The sequence below is a fragment of the Xanthomonas sp. LMG 12460 genome (assembly GCF_009192895.1).
In the GTDB taxonomy this organism is placed as follows: Bacteria; Pseudomonadota; Gammaproteobacteria; order Xanthomonadales; family Xanthomonadaceae; genus Xanthomonas_A; species Xanthomonas_A sontii.
On the sequence record NZ_NKUH01000117.1, the window covers coordinates 1 to 23,882 of the forward strand.

A 23,882-nucleotide genomic window follows, 5' to 3' on the forward strand; every position below is an offset into this window, starting at 1 on the left:
ACGGCCTGCCGCACTCCGCTCTCACCTACAACGATAGACCCTTATTTGACACAAGCGGCTTCAGCCGCGACCGACATTCATGGGAATGCTTCGTCGCGGCTGAAGCGGCTCCTGCGGCAGGGTGGTGCGGTGGCCGGCTGGGCTAGCTCAGCTGCTGGCCGATCTCGCGCGCCATCGCGTTGAGCGGCAGGATCTTCTCCGCGCCGCCGCGCTTGATCGCTTCCTTGGGCATGCCGAACACCACGCTGCTCTGTTCGTCCTGGGCCACGGTGCGTGCGCCGGCCTGGCGCATCTCCAGCAGGCCGACCGCGCCGTCGTCGCCCATGCCGGTCATGATGATGCCCAGCGCGTTGCCGCCGGCGGCGCGCGCGGCGGAGCGGAACAGCACGTCCACCGATGGCCGGTGCCGGTTCACCGGCGGCCCGTCCAGCACTTCGACGAAGTACTGCGCGCCGCTGCGCCGCAGCAGCATGTGCTTGCCGCCCGGCGCGATCAGCGCGCGTCCCGGCACCACGCGGTCGTTGTTGGCCGCTTCCTTCACCGAGATCTGGCACAGCGTGTCCAGGCGTGCGGCGAAGGCGGCGGTGAACTTTTCCGGCATGTGCTGGACGATGACGATGCCGGGGCTGACCCGCGGCAGCGCGGTCAGCACTTCCTCCAGCGCCTGGGTGCCGCCGGTGGAGGTGCCGATCGCCACCACCCGTTCGGTGGTCTGCGACAGCGCGCGGCCGCCTTGTGCGGGCAGGATCACGTCGGCGGTGTGCTTGATCTCCGGCTCCGCCGGCGCCACGGCCGGCCGCGACGACAGGCGCTTGACGTTGGCGCGCGCCGCGCTCTTCACCGTGGCGATCATTTCCTCGGCCGAGTCGGTGAGGAATTGCTTGAGGCCGAGCTTGGGCTTGGTCACCACCGCCACCGCGCCGGCGGCCAGCGCGTCCATGGTCACCCGCGCGCCCTTCTCGGTGAGCGTGGAGCAGATCACCACCGGGGTGGGGCGTTCGCTCATGATCTTGCGCAGGAAGGTGATGCCGTCCATCTTCGGCATCTCCACGTCCAGCACGATCACGTCTGGCCACTGCTGGCGCATCTTGTCCATCGCCAGCAGCGGGTCGGCCGCGGCGGCGATGACCTCGATGCCGGGCGCGTCGTTGAGCACGGCGACCAGCACCTGGCGCACCACCGCCGAATCGTCGATCACCATGGCCTTGATCGTGGTCATGCGGGGTTCCCTCCTGGGACGTCGTGGTTCATGGCTTGCGGTACACCGACGGCGCGATCTGCACCACGTCGCCGTTGACGTCGTTGAGGCTTTCGGAGTGGCCGATGCAGAAGATGCCGCCGCGCTTGAGCGTGCCGAGCACCCGCGCCACCACTTCGCGCTTGGTCTGGCCGTTGAAGTAGATCATCACGTTGCGCAGGAACACCACGTCGAACTGGCCCAGGTTGGGCAGCGTCGCGTTGAGGTTGGCGTGCAGGAAGCGCACATGGTCGCGGATCTTGCGGTCGATCAGCATGCTGCCTTCGTACTCGCCGCGGCCCTTGAGGCAGTAGCGCTTGAGCATGGCCGGCGGCATGTGCTCGATGCGCAGCAGCGGATAATGGCCGGTCCGCGCCTTGGCCAGCACGCGCGTGCTGATGTCGGTGCCGACCACCTCGTAGGGGCGGCCCTGCAGGGTATCGTCCAGCACCATGGCCATGCTGTAGGCCTCCTCGCCGCTGGAACTGGCCGCGCTCCAGCAACGGAACGGCGTACTGCCGGTATGCGCGGCGGCGATGCTGCGCAGCAGGTCGAAGTGCTTGGGTTCGCGGAAGAAATAGGTTTCGTTGGTGGTCAGCAGGTCGATCGCGGTCTGCACCTCGCCGCTGCCCTCGCGGCTTTCCAGCAGCTTGAGGTACTGGGTGTAGGTCTGCAGCGAATGCGCCTTCAGGCGCTTGCCCAGGCGTCCGCACAGCATGGCCTTCTTGGCCGGCGAGATGGTGATGCCGGCGGCGTCGAAGATGAAGCGCTGGAACCGGCCGAATTCCTGCTCGGTGATGGTGTCGTGGCTGGTCATGGTCATGGCCGGTCGGTCAGTGGGGAGGGGCGGGAGCGGGGACGCTGGCGTTGCCGGTGGGGCCGTGTTCCTGCAGCAGGCGCTGGTGCTCCAGCAGCCAGGCGTGCAGCGCGCCGCCCCCCAACGGGCGCGCCAGCAGGTAGCCCTGGCCGAAGTCGCAGCCCAGCTCCTGCAGCAGGGTCCAGTCCTCCACCGTTTCGATGCCCTCGGCGACGGTGCTCAGGCCCAGCCGCTGGGCCATGCCCAGCGCCGATTCGAGGACCGTGCGCAGGTTGCGGCTGCGGTGCGCGTCGTGGACGAAGATGCGGTCGATCTTCAGTTCGGTGAAGGGGATGCGGGTGAGCTGCTGCAGCGAGGAGAAGCCGGTGCCGTAGTCGTCCAGCGACAGGCCGAAGCCCTGCAGCCGCAGCCGTGCCAGCATGCCCAGTGCGCTGCCGCAGACCAGCGAGCTTTCGGTGATTTCCAGCACCAGGTCCGACGGCGCCAGCCCATGCTGGCGCAGCAGCCCGAGCAGTTCGTCGAGCAGGTTCGGGTCCTGCAGCATGCTCGGCGACAGGTTCAACGCCAGGGTCAGCTGGAACCCGTCCTGTTTCCACGCCGCCAGTCGTGCCATCGCCTGGTCGGCGACGCAGGCGGTGAGCGCGTGAATCAGGCCTTCGCGCTCGGCCACGGCGATGAAGCGGTCCGGCGCGATCGGCCCGGCACTGGGATGGCGCCAGCGCGCCAGCGCTTCCACGCCGCCGACCCGGCCGCTGCGCATGTCCACCTTGGGCTGATAGGCCACCTCGATCTCGCCGCGTTGCAGTGCCTCGCGCAGCATCGCCGCCATGGTCGCCTCGCCGGGCGCCTCGGCGTCGTCACGTGGTGCCGGCGCGCTCGGCGCGTGGGCGCGCACCGCGGCAGCGAGCTGGGCGGCGCGCAGCGGCTTCTCCAGTCCCGCCAGCACCTGCAGGCCGTTGCTGCGCCCGACCTGCAGCACCGAGTCGATCAGGGCCGCGCCGCGCTGCGAGGCGACCACGATCGGCACGCGCACGCTGCAGCGGGCCAGTGCGTCGAGCAATTGCACGCCGTCCATGCCGGGCATTTCCAGATCCACGATCAACAGCCCCAGCGGCGGCCCCTGGGTTACCCGTGCCAGCGCGGCATGGCCGTCGGCCGCGCCTTCCACCGCCACCGCCCCCATGCGCTGGCACAGGGCCAGCGCATGTTCGCGCTGGACCTGGCTGTCGTCGACCACCAGGACCGTGCCGAAGTGGTGCAGGGCGGCGGTGTCGGGGGACGTGGGCATGCGAAATCCGTTTCGAGGAAAGGGAGGGGCGCTAAGTGGCAACGGCCGCTCAGGCGGCGATGCCTTCTTCCAGGTGGGCGTCGAGCGCGGTCATGCTGGCGAACTCCTGGGGCGCCAGCACCGCATCGGCGGCGAGCAGGATCACGAAGCGCTCGCCGACCTTGCCCATGCCGTGGATGAAATCGCGGCGGATGCCGGTCCCGAAGGCCGGCGGCGGCGCGATGTCGGCGGTGGCGATCTCCAGCACCTCGCTGACCGCGTCCACCAGCAGGCCCAGCACCTGGCGTTCCTCGCCGCTGGCCACCTCGATGATGACGATGCAGGTGCGCTTGCTGATCTCGCTGGGCGCGCGGCCGAAGCGTTGCTGCAGGTCCACCACCGGCACCACGGCGCCACGCAGGTTGATCACCCCGCGCAACGCGGGCGGCATCATCGGCACGTCGGTCGGCGTGCGGTACTCGATGATCTCCTTGATGCCGAGGATGCCGACGCCGAACATTTCCTTGCCGAGCAGGAAGGTCAGGAACTGGTCCGTGGCCAGGTCGCCGGCGTCGGAGGGTGAGAGCGAAGCGGGAGCGTTCATGGCCATGTCTCAGAAGGTTTCGAAGTGGGCTTCGTCGAGCGAATCCGCCAGGACCAGCTGGCCGTTGGCGACGCGCGCGATCGGCTTGGGACCGGCCTGCCCGTTGCGGCCGCGCCCGGCGCCGGGACGTCGCGCCGCGGTCCTGGCCGGCGGGGCGCCCTGCACCTTGAAGAAGCTCATCAGCTGCTGCAGCTGTTCGGCCTGCGCGCTCATCTCCTCGGCCGTGGCGGCCAGCTCCTCGGAGTTGGACGCGGCCTGCTGGGTGGTCTGGTTGAGTTGGCCGACCGCGGCATTGATCTGACCGACGCCGGAGGTCTGCTCCTCGGAGGCGGCGGTGATCTCCTGCACCAGGTCGGAGGTGCGCTTGATCGACGGCACCATCTCGTCCAGCAGCTTGCCGGCGTTCTCGGCCAGTTCCACGCTGGAGCTGGCGACGTCGCCGATCTCCTGCGCCGCGATCTGGCTGCGTTCGGCCAGCTTGCGCACTTCCGCGGCGACCACCGCAAAGCCCTTGCCGTGCTCGCCGGCACGCGCGGCCTCGATCGCCGCGTTCAGCGCCAGCAGGTTGGTCTGGTAGGCGATGTCGTCGATGATGCCGATCTTCTGCGCGATCTGCTTCATCGCCTGCACGGTCGCCCGCACCGATTCGCCGCCGTCCAGCGCCTGGCTGGAGGCCTTGCTGGCCATGCCGTCGGTGATCTTGGCGTTTTCGGTGTTCTGCGAGATCGACGCGGTCATCTGCTCCAGCGAGGCGCTGGTTTCTTCGACGCCGGCGGCCTGCTCGCTGGCCGCCTGGCTCAGCGACTGCGCGGTGGCGCTGACTTCTTCCGACGCGCTGGCCAGCGATTCGGCATTGCCGTTGACCTCGCTGACCACCTGCGACAGGCGCGCGATGGTGTCGTTGATGTAGTTCTTCATTTCGGCGTAGGCGCCGTCGTAGTGCTTGTCGATGCTCTGGGTCAGGTCGCCCTCGGCCAGGCCGCCCATCACCCGCACCACGTCCTGGATGCTGCCGCCGGTCGTGGTCGCCAGATCGTTCAGGCCCTGGCCCATCTCACGCTGGAACCCCGCCAGGCCATCCAGCGCGATCCGCTCGGAGAAGTCGCCGCGGTTGGCGGCCGCGACCACACGGCGCTGGCCGTCGATCACCAGCTTCAGCCGCTCGACCATGCTCCGCATCGCATACAGCGCGCTGCCGCTGTCGTTGGCGCGCACCGCCACCTCCAGGTTGAGGTCGCCCTGCGCCACCTTGTTGGCGATCTCGGCCACATAGGCCGGCTCGCCGCCCAGCAGGCGGGTGAGGATGCGCACGATGAAGAACGCCACGACCGCGCCCAGCAGCACCGCCGCCACGATGGTCGCGATGATCAGCGAGCGCGCGGACGCATAGAGTTCGTCGCCGCGGTCGCTGGCATCCTGGCCGCCCTTGACGTTCAGGTCCACCAGCTTGTCGATCGCGTCGGCGGTGCTGCGGAAGATCTGCCGCTGCTCGCCGTTCAGTGCGGTCATCGCCTCCTGCGTTTTTCCCTGCGCCGCCAGCGCCAGCAACTGCTTGTGCAGCTCCGTGTAGCGATCGAAGTTCTTGGCGAAATCCGTGTACAGCGCCTGCTCCTCGGGCGAGGAGATCAGCGGGACATAGGTCTTCCTGTTGTTCTCGAACGCCTCCAGTGTCTTGAGCATGCGCGTGTCGTAATCCTGCATCTCGGCTGGACTGGTGGCGACGACCCGCTGCAACTCGAGCAGACGCAGCTTGTTGAAGTTCGCGCTCATCTCCTCGACGTTGCGCACGCTGGGCATCCAGTTGGTGGCGAGCTCTGTGGACGAGCCGTTGATCCTGGCCATCTGCATCGTGGCGAAAATGCCGGTCCCCAACAGCAGCAGCAACACTAGGCCGAAGCCGATGCCGATGCGCGTGCCGATCTTCATGTGCTGGAACATCGTGATCCCCCTGGATGTGATGTCGTGAAAGTGGATGTCAGAACGTATCGAAATGGGCTTCGTCCGGCCCCGACACCAGTGCCAGGCCGACCTCGCCGAACCCACGCTTGCGCGCCGGCGCCGCCCTGCGGGACGGACCGACGGTGACTGTCTTCGGACGCCGCGGCGCCACGACCTGGTTGGTACGGAAGAAACTCATCAACTGCTGCAACTGCTCGGCCTGCCCGCTCATTTCCTCGGCCGTGGCGGCCAGCTCCTCGGAGTTGGCTGCGGCCTGCTGGGTGGTCTGGTTGAGCTGGCCGACCGCGGCGTTGATCTGGCCGACGCCGGAGGTCTGTTCCTCGGAGGCGGCGGTGATCTCCTGCACCAGGTCCGAGGTGCGGCGGATCGACGGCACCATCTGCTCCAGCAGCTTGCCGGCGTCCTCGGCCAGCTCCACGCTGGACTCGGCGACCTGGCCGATTTCCTGCGCGGCCACCTGGCTGCGCTCGGCCAGCTTGCGCACTTCTGCTGCGACGACCGCAAAGCCCTTGCCGTGCTCGCCCGCGCGCGCGGCCTCGATCGCCGCGTTCAGCGCCAGCAGGTTGGTCTGGTAGGCGATGTCGTCGATGATGCCGATCTTCTGCGCGATCTGCTTCATCGCGGTCACCGTCGAGCGCACCGCATCGCCGCCTTCGTTGGCTTCGCGCGCGGCTTTGGCCGCCATGCCGTCGGTGACCTTGGCGTTCTCGGTGTTCTGTGCGATGGACGCGGTCATCTGCTCCAGCGAGGCGCTGGTCTCCTCCACGCCGGCGGCCTGTTCGCTGGCCGCCTGGCTCAGCGACTGCGCTGTGGCGCTGACCTGCTCGGAGGCGCTGGCCAGTGCTTCGGCATTGATGTTCACCTCGCCGACCACCTGCGCCAGGCGCGCGACGGTGGCGTTGATGCTGTCGCACAGTTCCTTCAGCTGGCCCTGGCACTGCACGTCCGCCAGCCGGGTCAGGTCGCCGGCCTCGATCGCCTTGAGCACGGCGCCGGCTTCGTTCAGCGGGCCGATCACCGTGTCCAGGGTCAGGTTGACGCCGTCGACGATGCGGCGGAAGTCGCCATGGTGCAGGCTGCTGTCGGCACGCACGTCCAGACGGCCGGCCGCGGCGGCATCGACCAGCAGGCTGGTGTCGCGAATCAGCGCGCGCAGGTTGGAACGCACCTGCTCGATCGTGTCGTTGATGAACGCCTTCTTGCCCGGGAGGGCTTCCAACGGCGCGTCGAAGTTGCCGCGGCCGAATTCGGCGATGCAGGCCATCGCCTTCTTCTTGGTGGCGATGTGGTCGCCGACCATGCGGTTGATGCCGTCGGCCATGCTGCGGAAATCGCCTTCGAAGCGGTGGCTCTCGATCACCACGTCGATGTCGCCGGCGTCGTGCTGCGCGGACATGTGCTTCATCTGCGCGATCAGCCCCTGCATGTTGCGCCGCACCTGCTCGATGATCTCGTTGATGAAGACCTTCTTGCCCGGCAGCGTCTCCAGCGGCGCATCGAAATTGCCGCGACCGAACTCGGCCACGCAGGCCAGCGCCTTCTTCTTGGTGGCGATGTGGTCGCCGACCATGCGGTTGACGCCTTCGGCGATGACCTTGAACTCGCCCTCGAAGCGATGGCTCTCGATCACCACGTCGATGTCGCCGGCATCGTGCTCGCGCGACATGCGCACGATCTCGTCGTTGATCTGACGCATGCCGGTCTGCACCTGGCGCAGTGCCAGCAGCACCTCGCAGGCCTGGTCGTTGCGCACCGTCGGCATCACCACCTCGAAGTTGCCGGTGGCGAAGCGCGCCAGGGTGGTGGTGGCGATCCGCAGCGAGCGGGTGATGGCGTGGACGGTAAAGGCCAGTACCGCGGCGGCGAGCACGGTGGCGCCGATGCCCAGCGCCAGGGTCTGCCCGGCGGGCAGGCCGAGGGCGAACCCGCACACGGCGGCGGCCAATGGCAGCACGATGGCGATGGCCGAGCCGCTCCACAGCTTGGATGACAGCGAAAGGGAGTTGGACATGCCGTGGTACCTGTGCGGGATAGAGAGGCACCGGCCTGCCGGGCCGGTGCGGAGATGGATCAGAACGAGACGAACGCGGCTTCTTCCAGGCGTGCGGCCTGCGCCGTGGCGGCAGGCCCGCCGAAGCTGCGCGCACGTGGCCCGCGTTGCATCGGCGTCGGCAGCCGCCGCGGCTGCGGGGCCGGTGCCGGGGTGGGCGTGGCGCCGGTGGTGAAGAAGCTCATGAGCGTTTGCAACTGTTCGGCCTGGCTGCTTACTTCTTCGGCCGTGGCGGCCAATTCTTCAGCGTTGGCAGCGGATTGCTGTGTTGTCTGGCTGAGCTGCACCACCGCGGTGTTGATCTGGCCGACGCCGGAGCTCTGCTCTTCGGAGGCGGCGGTGATCTCCTGCACCAGGTCGGAGGTGCGGCGGATCGACGGTTCCATCTCGCCGAGCAGGCGCCCGGCGGTCTCGGCCAGGTTCACGCTGGTGCTGGCGACGTCGCCGATCTCGTGCGCGGCGACCTGGCTGCGCTCGGCCAGCTTGCGTACCTCGGCGGCGACCACCGCGAAGCCCTTGCCGTGCTCGCCGGCGCGCGCGGCCTCGATCGCCGCGTTCAGCGCCAACAGGTTGGTCTGGTAGGCGATGTCGTCGATGATGCCGATCTTGCGTGCGATCTCCTTCATCGCCGAGACGGTGGCGCGGACCGCCTCGCCGCTTTCGGCGGCCTCGCGCGAGGCCTTGGCGGCCATGCCGTCGGTGATCTTGGCGTTCTCCGCGTTCTGCGCGATGGAGCCGGTCATCTGCTCCAGCGAGGCGCTGGTCTCCTCCACGCCGGCGGCTTGCTCGCTGGCCGCCTGGCTCAGCGACTGCGCGGTGGAGGACAGTTCCTCGGCGGCGCTGGCCAGGGTCACGGCGTTGCCGTTGACCTCGTTGACGATGCTGGTGAGCTTGTCGATGGTGGCGTTGACGTAGCGCTGCATGTCGGCGAAGGCGCCTTCGTAGTGACCCTGCACCTGGCGGCTGAGGTCGCCCTCGGCCATCGCGCCCATCACCTTGATCACGTCGCCGACACTGCGCAGATTGCCGCGGGTCTGTTCGATGATCTCGTTGATGAAGGCCTTCTTGCCCGGCAGCTGCGGCATCGGCGCGTCGAAGTTGCCGCGGCCGAACTCGGCGACCACGCCCAGCGCCTGCTTCTTGACCGCGATATGCGCCGCGACCATGCGGTTGATGGCCTTGCCGATCGCGCAGAATTCCCCGTCCAGATGGGTGCAGTCGATCTGCACGTCGATGTCGCCCTTGTCGTGCTCGTCGGACATGCGCGCGATCTCGCCGATCAGGCGCTTGAAGTTGCCGCGCACCTGCTCGATGGTGTCGTTGATGAAGGCCTTCTTGCCGGGTAGCTGCGGCATGCCCGCGTCGAAGTTGCCGCGGCCGAACTCGGCGACCACGCCCATCGCCTGCTTCTTGACCGCGATGTGGCTGCCGACCATGCGGTTGATGCCGTCGGCCATGCTGCGGAAGTCGCCCTGGAAGTGCGCGCTGTCGATGCTGGCGTCGATCTCGCCGGCCTCGTGCTGCTCGGAGACGCGGCGCATTTCGGCGATCAGGCCGAGCATGTTGCGCCGCACCTGCTCGATGGTGTCGTTGATGTAGGCCTTCTTGTCCGGGAACGCGGCCAGCGGCGCGGTGAAGTTGCCGCGGCCGAACTCGCCCACGCAATCGATCGCCTGCTTGCAGACGCCGATGTGGGCGCCGACCAGTTGGTTGATGTCGCCGGCCACGGCCCGATAGGCGCCGCTGGCCTGCGTCGCATCCAGCATCACGTCGCAGTCGCCGGCGGCGTGTGCGCGGGTCATGTGCGCGACGTCGGCCTGCAACTGCCGCAGCGGCCGCTGCGCGGCGAGCAGGGCCTGGCCGATCTCGCTGCCGCCGGCGGTCGCGTCCACGCGCTCCAGTTCGCCCTGCGCCAGCGCCTGCAGACCGGTGCGGGCCAGGTCCAGTTCGCGCTGCGCGGCAGCGGACGTTTGCTGCGCCGAACGCACGCTGCCGCCCAGCACCAGGCCGGCGACCAGCGTGGCCACGGCGACCGCAGCCCAGGCGAGGCCGCCGGCCAGCGGCAGCGCCAGCGCCGCGACGGCCGCGGCGGCGGGCAGGGCGACGGCGACGACCGCGGCCGTCGGCAGGGTGGTAAGGGGCGTCCGGTTCTGGGACATGACGGCGATTCCTGGTTGATGGCGTGACGTAGGAATGACGGCAGGCGATGCGGCGGTTCAGGCCGCCAGCGATTCGGTGCCGGGTTGCAACTGGCCGATGAGCGACGGCACGTCCAGGATCAGGGCGACCCCGCCGCTGCCGAGGATGCTGGAGCCGCTGATGCCCTTGACCTGGGCGAAGACCTTGGAGAGCGGCTTGATCACGGTCTGCCACTCGCCCAGCAGGGTGTCGACCACCAGGCCGAACCGCTGCGAGCCCTGGCGGATCACCACGATGCTCTCGCGCGCCGGCGGCGCGCCGGCGATGGCGAACAGCGAGCGCAGGCGTACGTAGGGCAGCACGTTGCCGCGCAGGTCGATGTACTCGCTCTGGTAGTTCGGTGCGAACTCCACGCATTCCTCGACCACGTCCAGCGGCACCACGAACACCGACTTGCCGACCCCGACCTGGAAGCCGTTGATGATCGCCAGGGTCAGTGGCAGCCGCACCGAGATGGTGGTGCCGACGTCCTGCTGGCTGCTGATGTCGACGCTGCCGCGCAGCGCGGCGATGTTGCGCTTGACCACGTCCATGCCGACGCCGCGGCCGGACAGGTTGGTGACCTTCTCGGCGGTGGAGAAGCCCGGCTCGAAGATCAGCGCGAACACCTCGCGGTCGGAGAGCTGGCGGCCGGGTTCGATCAGGCCGCGTTCCAGCGCCTTGGCCAGGATCCGGTCGCGGTTGAGGCCGCCGCCGTCGTCGCTGATCTGGATGACGATGCTGCCGGAATCGTGGAAGGCGTTGAGGCGTACCGTGCCGCGCACCGGCTTGCCGCGCGCCTGGCGCACCTCGGCCGGTTCGATGCCGTGATCCATGGCGTTGCGCACCAGGTGGGTCAGCGGATCGGCGATCTTCTCCACCACCGACTTGTCCAGCTCGGTGTCCTCGCCATTGACCACCAGCGCGATGTCCTTGCCCAGTTCGCGGGCCACGTCGTGGACCACGCGGTGGAAGCGGCTGAAGGTGCCGCCGATCTTGACCATGCGCAGCTGCAGCGCGCTTTCGCGCACCTCTTCGACCAGCCCGGCGAGGATCGAGGTGGACTCCAGCAACTGCGCATCGCCGGTGCGCTGCGCGTTGGCGCCGGTGCTGGCGACCGCGATGATCAGCTCGCCGACCAGGTCGATCATGCGGTCGAGCTTGTCGGCGTCGACGCGGATCGAGCCGCCTTCGCCGCGCGCGCCGGCGGCCTTGGCGGGGCCGGCATTGGCGGCGGGGGCCGCTGCCGCGGCCGGCGCATTGGGCATGGCCGGTGCGGCTGCAGCCGGCGCGGCCTCCGGTGTGGCGGCACTCTCGAAACCGGCGAAGTCGTCAGCGCTGGCCTGGCTGCCGGCCTCGGCCACCAGCAGCGGCAGATCCAGGTTGGCGGCGTCGCCGTACGGGTCCACCGCCAGCACCTGCAGGTCGCAGTCGTCGCGCACGAATTCGAAGATGTCCTCGATCGCGGCCTGCTGCGCGTCGCTGCGCAGCAGGATGTCGAAGCCCAGGTAGCAGGCCTCAGGGTCCAGGTCCGGCAGCGCCGGCACGCGCTCGTGACGGGTGCGCACCGCTTCCAGGCTGCCGAGGCTGCGCAGGCAGCGGATCAGGTGCAGCGGCGAGTTGCCGAAGCGCAGCGCATCGGCGAACAACTGCAGCGAGATCCGCCAGTAGCCGGTCTGCGCCGGCGCCGCGGGCGTTGCGGTGGCGCTGGCCTTGGCGGCCGGCGCGGCAGCAGGGTGCAGGTAGGTCTGCAGGCGTTCCAGCAGCGGCGCACCCTCGGTGGCCAGCGTGACTTCGTCCGCCTCGGCGCCGGCGGCCGCTTCCACCAGGGTGCGGATGTGGTCGCAGCAGGCCAGCATCAGTTGGATCAGTTCCGAATCCAGCGCGACGGCCTGCTCGCGCACCAGGTCCAGCACGCTCTCCACCACATGGGTGAAGCCGACCAGTTGCGCCAGATCGAACAGGCCGCCGGAGCCCTTGATGGTATGGGCGGCGCGGAAGATCGCGTTGACCGCGTCGGGACCGGCTTCGCCGCGCTCGGCTTCCAGCAGGTTGCGTTCCATGTCCTCGAGCAGGTCGCGGCTCTCGGCGATGAAGGTCTGCAGCAATTGATCCATGTTCATGTCGTGCTGCCGATTAGTGAAGAGTGTCGTCGCCGACGCGCTCGAACGCGTCGCCCAGGCCGAGCAGGTCCAGCGCGTCGCCGACCGCCTTGGTGCAGCCCTCGAGCTGGAATGGCCGTCCCAGCGCGCGCAGCGCGGCCTGGGTGGCCAGCAGCAGTTGCACGCCGGTGGCGTCGATGTCGTTCACCGCCTGCACCTGCAGGCGCAGGCCGCCGGGATGCTCCAGCGCGGGCAGCAGCAGCGGCTTCAGTTCGGCCGCATGGCGGATGGTCATGTCGCCGTCCACGATCAACTGCAGCGGCGGATCCTGTTCGTCGGGGGGCGTCGAGCGCATGGCGGGTCTCCGGCAGTGGCGAGTGGAAAGCCGGCACCACGCCGTGAAGGGCGTGTGCAGGCCTGGGTACCAGCAATATCGGCGCGGACGGGAAATATTTAGAAATATTTAGCCCGCGTGAAGCATTTGTCTCGCAGGCCGCACGCGAGCCTGAGTGGTTCAGACCGGTGCCAGGACGCGGATCCCATAACCGCGCCGATGCGGTCGGTCCTTACGTTTCTGCATGCGCCGTGCCAGTCGCGGCAACGGGGAAGGCGTCAAAAAGCCGCGCCATCCGTGCGACGTGGCGGCGGTCTTCACGTGAAGACCGCTGCAGGCCAGGGAACACAGCGGCGCGAGCGCCCATACGCCACCGAACGTTGTGGCGGTCGGGGCGGGGCAGGGGTGTGGGGTCGCGGCAGCCGGCCGCGTGCGGGAGCCGACGCGGGCGGACGCGCCCGCGTCGCTCAGCGTGGCGACAGCGCGGTCAGCAGGCCGCGCGCGGCATTGAAGCGGTCGGCCGCTTCCGGCAGCGGCAGCTTGAGCTTCAGCTTGTCCGGGCCATCCATCGCATACAGCTTGGGCTGCTTCTGGATCATCTGGATGATGGTCATCGGATCCACGTTGGGCTTGGCCTCGAACACCAGGCGCCCGCCGTGCTCGCCCAGTTCCAGCTTGCGGATGCCCAGCACGTTGGCCTGCAGCTTCAGTTCGGCGATCGCGAACAGGTGCTTCACCGGATCCGGTAGCAGGCCGAAGCGGTCGATCATCTCCACCTGCAGTTCGCGCAGGCCGTCGCTGTCGCGGGCGCTGGAAATGCGCTTGTACAACGTCAGACGGGTATGCACGTCGGGCAGATAGTCGTCGGGGATCAGCGCGGGCACATGCAGCTCCACCTCGGCGCCGCGCGCTTCCTCGCCGGCATCCAGGTCCGGCAGCTTGCCCTGGCGGATGCTGCGCACCGCGCGTTCCAGCAGTTCGGTGTACAGGCTGAAGCCGACCTCGGCCATCTGCCCGCTCTGGTCCTCGCCCAGCAGTTCGCCGGCGCCGCGGATCTCCAGATCGTGGGTGGCCAGGGTGAAGCCGGCGCCCAGTTCGTCCATCGAGGCGATGGCGTCCAGCCGCTTCTGCGCATCGGGGGTGATGCTGCGCCGGTCCGGTACCAGCAGGTAGGCGTAGGCGCGATGGTGCGAACGGCCGACGCGGCCGCGCAACTGGTGCAACTGCGCCAGGCCGAAGCGGTCGGCGCGGTTGATGACGATGGTGTTGGCGTTGGGGATGTCGATGCCCGATTCGATGATCGTGGTCGACAGCAGCACGTTGAAGCGCTGCTTCTGGAAATCCAGCATCACCTTTTCCAGCTCGCGCTCGGGCATCTGCCCGTGGGCGATGCCGATGCGCGCCTCCGGCACCAGCTCGCTCAGCTCGCGCTGCATGCGGCCGATGCTCTCCACGTCGTTGTGCAGGAAGTACAGCTGGCCGCCGCGCGCCAGTTCGCGCTGGAAGGCTTCGCGCAACAGCGCGTTGTCCCACTGGGTGACGAAGGTCTGCACCGCCAGCCGGTTCGGCGGCGGCGTGGCGATGATCGACAGGTCGCGCAGGCCGGCCATGGCCATGTTCAAGGTACGCGGGATCGGCGTGGCGGTGAGGGTCAGCAGGTGCACGTTGGCGCGCAGCGCCTTCAGCGCTTCCTTCTGGCGCACGCCGAAGCGTTGCTCCTCGTCGACGATGACCATGCCCAGGTCCTTGAACTTCACGTCCGGCTGCAGCAGGCGATGGGTGCCGACGATCACGTCGATGCTGCCGGCGGCGACCTTCTCCAGCTCGGCCTTGATCTCCTTGCTGCTCTTGAAGCGCGACAGCACTTCGACCTTGAGCGGGTAGTCGGCGAAGCGGTCGCGGAAGTTGCGGTAGTGCTGTTCGGCCAGCAGCGTGGTCGGCACCAGCACCGCCACCTGCTTGCCGGCGCTGGCCGCGGCGAAGGCCGCGCGCACCGCGACCTCGGTCTTGCCGAAGCCGACGTCGCCGCAGACCACGCGGTCCATCGGCTGGCTGCTGGCCAGGTCGCGCAGGGTGGCGTCGATCGCGGCCAGCTGGTCGGGGGTTTCCTCGAACGGGAAGCCGGCGGCGAAGGGCTCGTACATCGCCCGGTCCACCTGCAGCGCCAGCCCGGCACGGGCCTGCCGGCGCGCCTGGATCTCCAGCAGCTCCGCGGCCACGTCGCGCACCTTCTCGGCGGCCTTGCGCTTGGCCTTGGTCCATTGTTCGCCGCCCAGCGAATGCAGCGGCGCGGTCTCGGCCGAGGCGCCGGAGTAGCGGCTGATCAGGTGCAACTGCGCGACCGGCACGTACAACCGGTCGCCCTTGGCGTATTCGATTTCCAGGAACTCGCCGGGCATGCCGCCGGCATCGAGCACGATCAGCCCGCGGTAGCGGCCGACGCCGTGGTCCTCGTGCACGATCGGCGCGCCCTCGGACAATTCGCCGAGGTCGCGGATGATCGCTTCCGGCTCGCGCCCCACACGCCGGCTGCGCCGCGGCTGGCTGGCACGCTCGGGGAACAACTGGCGCTCGGTCAGCACCGCGATCCGCGGCTCCTCCAGCGCGAAGCCGTCGTCGAGCGGCGCAACCGCGATAGCGAAACGTGCAGCAGAAAGCCCCTCTCCCTCCGGGAGAGGGGTAGGGGTGAGGGTCCGACTGCTAGAGTTTTGTGTCTGCGCAGCTTTGGAAGCTGCCACCGAACCCGCCTTCTTCGATGATGGCCGCGCAGACGCCGCACCCTCATCCGGCGCTTCGCGCCACCTTCTCCCGGTGGGAGAAGGAACAAATGCCGCGAAATTCGGCAGCACCTCCGGCTTCAACTCCGCGGCCGCCAACACTTCCAGCAGCGCCTCGCGGCGGCCCGGCGAATCGGCCGCGATCAGCACCCGGCCCGGGTAGTGATCGAGGAAGCTCTTCAGCGCCGCGCCCGGCGCGGCGTCCTTGGCCGCCACCGGCAGCGGCGGCAGCGGCTGGTCGCCCAGCGCCTGTGCCTCGTCGATGCGCGGGTGGTCGGCGGCCCACACGTCGATGCGCGGCAGCCCGTTGAGGCGCTCGCGCAGCGCGTCCGGCGCCTGGTACAGCTCCTCCGGCGCCAGCAGCGGGCGCTCCACGTCGTGGCGGCGCTGCTCGTAGCGGGCCTGGGTCTGCGCCCAGAACGCATCGGCCGCGGCGCCCACGCCCGGTGCGATCAGCGGCAGCACGTGCTCGCCCAGATAATCGAACAGGGTGGCGGTAGCCTCGCGTGCGCCGCTGCTGCGGGTGTCCTGGAAGAACAGCGGCAGGTAGTACTCGATGCCCGACGGCGCCAGCCCGGCCTTCAGGTCCTGGTACAGCGCACTGCGCCGGGTGTCCACGTCGAAGCGTTCGCGCAGCGCGGTCAACACCCGCTCCACGCTGACGTCGTCCATCGGCACTTCGCGCCCGGGCAGCATGCGCACCGCCTGCACATGGTCCAGCGAGCGCTGCGATTCCGGGTCGAAGGCGCGGATCGAATCGATGTCCTCGTCCAGCAGTTCGATCCGCAGCGGTGCGTCGGTGCCCATCGGGTACACGTCGAGCAGGCCGCCGCGCACGGCGAAGTCGCCCGGGTCCATCACCTGCGGCACGTTGCGGTATCCCGCGCTTTCCAGTCGGCGTTTCTCCGCGTCCAGGTCCAGGCGCTGGCCTACGCGCAGGTCGAAACTGCCGCCGACGATGTAGCGCAGCGGCGCCACCCGCTGCATCAGCGTCTGCACCGGCACCACCACGATGCCCTGGGTCAGCGTCGGCAGCCGGTGCAGCGCGGCTAGGCGCTGGCTGACGATGTCCGGGTGCGGACTGAACTGGTCGTAGGGCAGGGTTTCCCAATCCGGGAACGGCACCACCGGCAGGCTGGGATCCTCCCCGAGCAGGCTATGCAGGTCGGCTTCGAGCTGATGCGCGCTCTGGTTGTCGCGTGCGACCACCAGCAACGGCCCGCGGTGCGCGGACGCGGCGCAGGCGATGTGCCAGGCCAGAGCGGTGGAGGACGCGGGGGCGCGCCAGTGCGCGCGGAGCTGGCCGGACTTGGGCAGCGGCGGAACGGGGAAGGGAAGGGGCGGCATGGACCAACTAGTTTAGCAAGGTCGGGACCCGGGCCCGGGACCGGGGACACGTAAGAGCAGGAGCTGAAGCTGCCTGCGGAGCTCTGGCTTTTCCGGGTCCCGGGTCCCGGGTCCCGAGTTTTCAGCTGCCCAGTTCCAGCACCACCCGCACCAGGTCCGGATTGTCCGGATGCGGCATGCGCTGGAAGCCCAGCGACTCGGCCAGCTGCAGCATCGGTACGTTGCGTTCGAGCACATCGCCGTAGAGCCGGTCCAGATACTTGCGGCGCGCCCACTTGACCAGCTTGCGCATCAATTGCCGGCCCAGGCCCTGGCCGGAAACGAAACTGCTGACCAGGATCGCGTACTGCGCCTCGCGGGTGCCCGGGTTGATCGCGGCGCGCGCCACCGCACCGACCACGGCTTCGCCAGGCGGCAGCGGCTCGGCTGCGACCAGGATCAGTTCCGACTTCGGATTGGGATGGGTGAGGCGTTGCGCCATGTCCTCGGTCAGTTCCTGCGTCGAATGCAGGAAGCGCTCGCGGATCTCGGTCGGCCCGAGCAGGCCGAAGGCACCTTGCAGCGGCGCGCTGTCCTCCGGCCGGATCGGACGGATCAGCAGTTCGCGCCCACTGGGCAGGGTGAAGGTTTCATGCCACGGAGGCATGCGGTTGCGGGTAGCCATGGCCGTATGATCCTCGACGAAGCCTGGATTCTCGCATTACCAAAACCTTACGCCCGTGAACGCAGCGTCCTGCCGATGTGCCGTTCTGGTGGTCTTGCTAGAGTGGCGCTTCGTTCAAGGGAATGCGCGACGATGAAGACATCGCATGCCGTGGCCGTCTCCGCGGCGATCGGGCTGGGCTTGGCCACGCTGCTGGTGGGGCTGCTGGTGGGCGGTGGCAGGTGGCTGCTGCGCGCGCAGCACCACGACACGCCGACCGCCACCACCGCCGCTCCAGTCGCCGATGCGGAGCAACTGGCGACGCAGGCATTGGCCCCGTACCAGGCGCGGCTGCAGGCCACGCGCCGGCCGGTGGTGCAACTGCAACTGCGGCCGATGGCGCAGGACGATCGCCTGGCCAGCAAGGTCGGCGGGCGCCCCTACTGGACCGGTGACAAGCCGTATCCGCATGCGGCCGACGGCCAGCCGCTGGCGTTGCTGGCGCAGATCGATCTGGCGCGGATGCCGCCGCTGCCCGGCTACCCGCGCCAGGGCATGCTGCAGTTCTTCATCGGCGGCGACGACGACTTCTACGGGGCCAACTTCGGTGGTGCGCGCAGCGACCTGGCCGCGCTGAGCGAACAACGCAATTTCCGCGTGGTGTACTGGCCGCAGCCGAAGGCGTCGGCGCGGCAGGCCGAGGTGCCGTTGCCGGCGGCCGACACGTTGCCGTTCGATCCGGCGCGGCCGCGGGCGATGCGGTTCGACGCCGGCGAGGAAACCATCGGCAGCAGCGATGTGCGGTTCGAGCAGGTGCTGGGCAGGCCGCTGGAGGAGGTGGCCGCCGCCTACGCCAAGCGCCACGCGGTGTCGCAGGATGCGGTGGACGACGCGCTGTTCGATGCCCTGAGCCGTGGCGGCAACAAGCTCGGCGGCTACCCGGAGTTCACCCAGCAAGACCCGCGTACCCTGCAGGACAAGCAGGTCCTGCTGCTGCAGTTGGACAGCGACGAGGAGATGATGTGGGGCGACAGCGGCGTCGCCAATTTCTTCATCGATCCGGACGACCTGCGGCGCGGCGATTTCAGCCGCATCGCCTACAACTGGGATTGCTTCTGAGCGCGCGCGTGCGCCGCCCCGCGTACCTCATGCTTCGCGCTTGAGCCATTCCAGGCGCGTGCTGGCACCGGCTTCGCCCAGGTGCGCCTTCAGCGGCGGCAGCGCCTGCGCCAGCGTCTGCTCGAACTGCCAGGGCGGATTGAGCAGCAGCATGCCGCTGCCGTTGAGCCGCAGCGGCGAATCGTCCGGCCGCACCTGCAGTTCGGCGACCAGCGCCGACGCCACCGGCAGGGCCGCGGCCTTGCGGAAGAACGGCTGCAGGCTGCGGCGCTGCTTGATCGGATACCACACCGTGCACACCGCCTGCGGCCAGCGGCTCAGCGTTTCGCGCAGCGCGGCCACGATCAGCGGGTACTCGGCGTCCTGCGCTTCGTAGGGCGGATCGATCAGCACCAGCCCGCGGCCGATCCGGTTGGCCCCGGACTTGGGCGGCAGGAACGCCTTGATCGCCGCATAGCCATCGCCGGCATGCACCTGCACGCGGCGGTCGTGGGCGAACAACGCCTTGAGTTCGGCGGCTTCCTCGGCCTGCAGCTCGCAGGCGGCCAGCCGGTCCTGCGCGCGCAGCGCCTGCGCCACCAGCAGCGGCGAACCAGGGTAGGCGACCAGGGCACCGACCGGATTGTCGGCCTGCACCGCGCGCAGGTAGCGCTCCACCACGTCGGGCAGGGTCGGCTGGCCCATCAACCGCAGCACGCCGGCGGCGGCCTCGCCGGTCTTGCGCGCCTCGCTGGCCGCGAACAGATAGCGGCCGCGCCCGGCGTGGGTATCGAGCACGAAGAACGGGCTGTCCTTGCGCTTGAACGCATCGAGCAGCGCCAGCAGCACGATGTGCTTGAGGACATCGGCATGGTTGCCGGCGTGGAAGGCGTGGCGGTAATTCATCCGCGCAGTGTACGGGGCGCCACGCCGGCCGGCCACGCCTGCCGAGGTGCCGGGCGGGGCGGGTCCGCGGCCGCGGTACACTAGCCGGGCGACCGCTGGCGGCCGCACGGCGCCTACCGGGCATGAGGCCGGAAGGTGTGGACGATGGGCCTGTGCATCCGGGCGCAGGCGTCGTCGGAGCGTTCGGGTGCGTAGTGCCGATACCGCGTGGGCGGCCGGCGGGTCCACGGTTCGCATGCTCATGTCTTCTCCCCTGTTGCTCGGTGTCCTGGCGTTGGCGCTGCCGTTCGCCGCCTGCGGCGCCTCCCGTGCCGAAGCCGCGCCCTCGGGCGCAGCGCAGGCTGCGGCGTTCGATGCGCTGATCGAGGATGTCGGTGCGCACGGCAAGGACATGGCCGCCGACGAGCAGGCCTACCGCGTCGCGCATGCGCGCCTGCAGGCGCTGCTGCCCGCCGGCGACCCGGTGCGGCGGGCGCGCCTGGACGCCTTCGACTGCCAGCATTTTCCGCAGGGCCCGGCCGCGGCGGTGGAGCAGGCGCGGCGCGGCGAGCGCGGCGCGATCGCGCGCACCCATGTGCAGGTCCGCCTGGAGTACCTGCTGTGCGAGACCTATGCGCTCTACAACGACGGCCAGCGCCCGGCCTATCTGCGGCCCGCCACCACGATCCTGGCGCTGACCGACGCGCAGCGGTTCCCGCGACTGCGCGCGGCGGCCCTGCGCATGCGTGCCTTCGCCGAGCGCGACGCCGGCCACTACGCGCAGTCGCTGCGTACCTTGCAGGAACTGCGCGCGCTGGACGCACGGCGCGATGGCGGCTGGGTCGCGCTGCTGACCCTGATCGGCATTGCCGACGCCTACCTGGACATGGGCCTGCCGGATCTGTCGCAGCAGGTCGTCGCCGAGGTCCTGCAGCGGGCCAGGCAGGGCGATGGCGGCTACATGCAGGCGCTGGCGGTGGAGCGCGAAGGCGCCATCGCCGAGCAACGCGGCGATCTGCCGGCGGCGCTGGCTGCCTACCTGCGCGCGGCCGAGCTGCATGGCCGACATCCGCTGGAGGGGTCGCAGGCGTCGCTGTTGCTGCGCGCGGCCCGGGTCAACGCGTTGCTGGGCAACCTGCCGCAGGCGCGGGCGCAGCGGCAGCAGGCCGAGGCGCAACTGGTCGCGATGGGCGCCACGCGGCTGATGCGCGCGCGCCGCGATTACGTCGATGCGCTGATCGCCGAGCGCAGCGGCGATGCGCGGGCCGCGCTGGCGCTGGCCGAACAAGCCGAGCAGGGCTATCGCGCCAACGGCGACCTGCGCAGCCTCAGCGACGTGCTGGACCTCAAGGCCACCGCCTTGCGCGCGCTGGCCGCCTGGCGCCAGGCACTGGATGCGCGCGAGGCGCAGATGCGCGTGCAGCAGGAACTGGATACGCGCATGCAGCGCGAGCAATCGCAGTTCCTGATCGCCGAATCGGAAAGCCGCGAGCGCGATCTGGCGGCGCTGCAACTGGCGCAGAAGGCGGAAACCCAGCGTAACCGGCTGCAGGCGATGGAGCGCGAGGCGACCCTGCGACGCGCGTTGCTGGGCGCGGCGCTGCTGTTGCTGGCGGTGCTCGTCGGGGTGTTGTTCCTGACCCTCGGGCGCCTGCGCGGCGCCCGCCGCGAAGTGCGGATCGACAGCCTTACCGGCGTCGCCTCGCGGCGCCAGGTCCTGGGCGAACTGGACACCGCGCTGGCGGCGTTGCCGCGCGGCGGACGCATGCCGCTGTCGGTGCTGGCGCTGGACGTGGACCACTTCAAGCGGATCAACGACGAGCACGGCCACGCCGCGGGCGACCAGGTGCTGCGGCTGGTCGCCACGACCCTGCGGCAGAGCCTGCGCAGGAACGACAGCTTCGGCCGCACCGGCGGCGAGGAGTTCCTGGCGTTGCTGCCCGGTGCCACCTGCGCCGAGGCACGGGAGCTGGCCGGGCTGCTGCGCGAGGTGCTGGAGCGGCAGTCGTTCGACGCGGTCGTGCCGGGCCTGCGCCTGACCGTCAGCATCGGCGTCGCCGAGGCCGGCGCCGGCGAGAGCAGCCAGGCGCTGCTGGCGCGCGCCGATGCCGCGCTGTACCGGGCCAAGCACGGCGGCCGCAACCGGGTGGAACTGGCGTCGGCGCCGGGCGCGGCCAACGCGCGCGGCGGCAGCGACAGCTGACGCGCCGCAGGTGCGCGTCGGGTTCCGTGCCGATCCACGAGCGGTGCCGCGGAATGGCCGGACGGACTGCCGCGGCGCCCGCGCGACGGCTATGCTGCGCGCCATGTCCACGCCTGCCGCCGCCAGTGTCCTCGTGGTCGAGGACGAATCCGCCATCGCCGACACCGTACTGTACGCGCTGCGCAGCGAGGGCTACGCGGTGCGGCATTGCCAGCTCGGGCGCGAGGCCCTGGCGCAGCTGCGCGAGGGCGGCATCGACGTGGTGGTGCTGGACGTCGGCCTGCCGGACCTGAGCGGGTTCGAGGTGTGCCGCACGCTGCGCGGTTTCAGCCAGGTGCCGGTGCTGTTCCTGACCGCGCGCAACGAGGAGATCGATCGCGTGCTCGGCCTGGAACTGGGCGCCGACGACTACGTGGCCAAGCCGTTCTCGCCGCGCGAACTGGTCGCGCGGGTGCGGGCGCGGCTGCGGCGCCCCGCGGCGGTCGTCGGCGATGCCGAGGCCGGCTGGCAGCAGCACGGCGATTTCGCCATCGACCGCGACGGCCGCCGCATCCGCTGGCGCGGTGCGGTGCTGGACCTGACCCGCTACGAGTACGCGTTGCTGGCAGCGCTGCTGCAGCGGCCCGGCGCCATCCTCAGTCGCGCGCAACTGATGGACCGCGGCTGGGACAGCAGCGCCGACAGTGCCGACCGCACCGTCGACACCCATATCAAGACCCTGCGCGCCAAGCTGCGCGCGGCCGGCACCACCGACGATCCGATCCGCACCCACCGCGGCCTCGGCTACGCGCTGGAGGCCTGAGGTGCGGCTGGGGCTGAAGCTGTTCCTGGGCTTCTTCCTGATCGTCGGCGTGGCCGCCTTCTTCGTGATGCGGGTGTTCGTCAACGAGGTCAAGCCGGGCGTGCGCCAGGCGATGGAATCGACCCTGGTGGACGCAGCCAACGTGCTGGCGCAGATGGCCGCGCAGGATCTCAAGGACGGGCGCATCGCCAGCGGCCGTTTCGCCCGCGACCTGGCCGCGGCGCAGCGGCGCGATCCGCGCGCGATGGTCTGGCGTTTTCCCAAGCACAGCGTCGACTACCGCGTCACCCTCACCGATGCGGCGGGCATCGTGGTGTTCGATTCGCGCGGACAGGACATCGGCCGCGACAACTCGCGCTGGAACGACGTGTACCGCACCCTGCGCGGCGAGTACGGCGCCCGCTCCAGTCCCGAGGCCGACGGCGACCCCAACCACACGGTGATGCACGTGGCCGCGCCGGTCTACGATCCGGCCGACCCGCAGCGGCTGATCGGCGTGTTGACCCTGTCCCAGCCCAACCGCAGCATCGAGCCGTTCATCGTCGCCAGCCAGCGCAGCATCCTGCTGCGCGGCGCCTGGCTGATCGGCATCTCGGCGCTGATCGGGATCCTGATGACCTGGGGCCTGCTGCGCGGCATTGGCCGGCTCAACCGCTATGCGCAGGCGGTCAGTGCCGGTGCGCCGGTGCCGCCGCCGCCGCCGCGCCGCGACGAGATCGGCGATCTCGGCCGTGCGCTGGAGACCATGCGCCGCAAGCTGGAGGGCAAGCAGTACGTCGAGCAGTACGTGCAGTCGCTGACCCACGAGATGAAGAGCCCGCTGGCCGCGATCCGCGGCGCGGCGGAACTGCTGCAGGAGCCGTTGCCGGAACCGGAGCGGCAGCGCTTCGTGCGCAACATCGCCGAGCAGCAGCAGCGCCTCACCGAGACCATCGACAAGCTGCTGGCGCTGGCCGAGGTCGAGCAGCACGGCTGGCTGCAACGGCGCGAACCCGTGGCGCTGGCGCCGCTGTGCGCGGAACTGGCCGAAGCGCTGGCGCCGCAACTGCAGGCGCGCGGCCTGCAACTGCAGGTCCAGGTGCTGGACCCGGCCCTGGCGGTATCGGGCGATCCCTACCTGCTGCGCCAGGCGCTGCACAACCTGCTCGACAATGCCATCGCCTTCTCCCCGGAGGGTGCGGTCATCGTGCTGCGTGCCGAACGCGGCGCCGATGCGCGCGTGCTGCTGACGGTGGAGGATGCCGGTCCAGGCGTTCCCGATTACGCGCTGGAGCGGGTGTTCGAGCGCTTCTACTCGCTGGCGCGCCCGGCCACCGGCCAGCGCAGCTCCGGCCTCGGCCTGCCGTTCGTGCGCGAGGTGGCGCGCCTGCACGGCGGCGACGCCAGCCTGCGCAACCGCGACGGCGGCGGCGCGGTGGCCTGCTTGGCGTTGCCGCTGGCCTGAGCCGGATCGATTCGTGCGCGGGCGCGCCGAGGCGGCCTGCCGGCGTTCCCTCGTCGGGACTGAAGTCCCTTCCACAGTGGGGGCGCACACCGCGTCGCAAGTACGCCGGCTTTCCAATCCCCATTCCCCATTCCC

16 protein-coding genes are annotated in these 23,882 nt (G+C 69.8%); 4 read left to right on the forward strand and 12 right to left on the reverse strand.

Annotation, left to right across the window (positions count from 1 at the left end; translation table 11 throughout):
- Positions 1-142: 142 nt before the first annotated feature.
- The 11 genes from CEK66_RS18915 to CEK66_RS18965 form a co-directional block, all read right to left on the reverse strand.
- Positions 143-1,219 (reverse strand): chemotaxis response regulator protein-glutamate methylesterase, encoded by a 1,077-nt coding sequence (locus CEK66_RS18915; protein ID WP_152182712.1) that lies wholly within the window; start codon positions 1,217-1,219, stop codon positions 143-145.
- A gap of 28 nt (positions 1,220-1,247) precedes the next feature.
- The gene (locus tag CEK66_RS18920; protein WP_026143818.1) at positions 1,248-2,054 is read right to left on the reverse strand and encodes a CheR family methyltransferase; all 807 of its coding nucleotides are present in this window, start codon (positions 2,052-2,054) and stop codon (positions 1,248-1,250) included.
- A gap of 16 nt (positions 2,055-2,070) precedes the next feature.
- The gene (locus tag CEK66_RS18925) at positions 2,071-3,342 is read right to left on the reverse strand and encodes an EAL domain-containing response regulator (protein ID WP_152237930.1); all 1,272 of its coding nucleotides are present in this window, start codon (positions 3,340-3,342) and stop codon (positions 2,071-2,073) included.
- Positions 3,343-3,391: 49 nt separating this feature from the next.
- A complete protein-coding gene (locus CEK66_RS18930; RefSeq protein WP_026143817.1) occupies positions 3,392-3,925 on the reverse strand; it encodes a chemotaxis protein CheW in 534 nt (177 codons plus the stop codon).
- Between the two features lie 9 nt (positions 3,926-3,934).
- Positions 3,935-5,863 carry a methyl-accepting chemotaxis protein gene (locus CEK66_RS18935; protein WP_152237931.1) on the reverse strand — a complete coding sequence of 643 codons (1,929 nt, stop codon included), beginning with the start codon at positions 5,861-5,863 and terminating at the stop codon, positions 3,935-3,937.
- Between the two features lie 37 nt (positions 5,864-5,900).
- A complete protein-coding gene (locus CEK66_RS18940; RefSeq protein ID WP_152237932.1) occupies positions 5,901-7,895 on the reverse strand; it encodes a methyl-accepting chemotaxis protein in 1,995 nt (664 codons plus the stop codon).
- A gap of 59 nt (positions 7,896-7,954) precedes the next feature.
- Positions 7,955-10,093: a methyl-accepting chemotaxis protein gene (locus CEK66_RS18945; RefSeq protein WP_152237933.1), complete on the reverse strand. Its 2,139-nt coding sequence runs from the start codon at positions 10,091-10,093 to the stop codon at positions 7,955-7,957.
- Between the two features lie 57 nt (positions 10,094-10,150).
- The gene (locus CEK66_RS18950; protein ID WP_152237934.1) at positions 10,151-12,235 is read right to left on the reverse strand and encodes a chemotaxis protein CheA; all 2,085 of its coding nucleotides are present in this window, start codon (positions 12,233-12,235) and stop codon (positions 10,151-10,153) included.
- A 13-nt stretch (positions 12,236-12,248) separates the two neighbouring features.
- On the reverse strand, positions 12,249-12,569 hold the full coding sequence (locus CEK66_RS18955; protein ID WP_017908422.1) for an STAS domain-containing protein: 321 nt from the start codon (positions 12,567-12,569) through the stop codon (positions 12,249-12,251).
- A gap of 446 nt (positions 12,570-13,015) precedes the next feature.
- Positions 13,016-16,672 carry a transcription-repair coupling factor gene (gene mfd / locus CEK66_RS18960; RefSeq protein ID WP_152237935.1) on the reverse strand — a complete coding sequence of 1,219 codons (3,657 nt, stop codon included), beginning with the start codon at positions 16,670-16,672 and terminating at the stop codon, positions 13,016-13,018.
- A 121-nt stretch (positions 16,673-16,793) separates the two neighbouring features.
- On the reverse strand, positions 16,794-17,336 hold the full coding sequence (locus CEK66_RS18965; RefSeq protein WP_017909572.1) for a GNAT family N-acetyltransferase: 543 nt from the start codon (positions 17,334-17,336) through the stop codon (positions 16,794-16,796).
- A 132-nt stretch (positions 17,337-17,468) separates the two neighbouring features.
- Here CEK66_RS18965 and CEK66_RS18970 point away from each other — a divergent pair, with 132 nt between their 5' ends.
- Positions 17,469-18,434 (forward strand): YwqG family protein, encoded by a 966-nt coding sequence (locus tag CEK66_RS18970; protein ID WP_152237936.1) that lies wholly within the window; start codon positions 17,469-17,471, stop codon positions 18,432-18,434.
- Between the two features lie 27 nt (positions 18,435-18,461).
- Here the strand turns inward: CEK66_RS18970 and rlmJ are convergent, their stop codons facing one another.
- The gene (rlmJ, locus tag CEK66_RS18975) at positions 18,462-19,319 is read right to left on the reverse strand and encodes a 23S rRNA (adenine(2030)-N(6))-methyltransferase RlmJ (protein ID WP_152237937.1); all 858 of its coding nucleotides are present in this window, start codon (positions 19,317-19,319) and stop codon (positions 18,462-18,464) included.
- Between the two features lie 241 nt (positions 19,320-19,560).
- Between rlmJ and CEK66_RS18980 the strand changes: the two genes are divergently transcribed.
- The 3 genes from CEK66_RS18980 (at position 19,561) to creC (ending at position 23,747) form a co-directional block, all read left to right on the forward strand.
- Entirely contained in the window at positions 19,561-21,501 is a 1,941-nt protein-coding gene (locus CEK66_RS18980) for a GGDEF domain-containing protein (protein ID WP_152237938.1), read from the forward strand.
- A 91-nt stretch (positions 21,502-21,592) separates the two neighbouring features.
- Positions 21,593-22,303 carry a two-component system response regulator CreB gene (gene creB / locus CEK66_RS18985; protein ID WP_193312716.1) on the forward strand — a complete coding sequence of 237 codons (711 nt, stop codon included), beginning with the start codon at positions 21,593-21,595 and terminating at the stop codon, positions 22,301-22,303.
- A gap of 1 nt (position 22,304) precedes the next feature.
- Positions 22,305-23,747, forward strand: a complete 1,443-nt coding sequence (gene creC, locus CEK66_RS18990; RefSeq protein WP_152237940.1) for a two-component system sensor histidine kinase CreC — start codon at positions 22,305-22,307, stop codon at positions 23,745-23,747.
- The last annotated feature ends 135 nt before the right edge of the window (positions 23,748-23,882 follow it).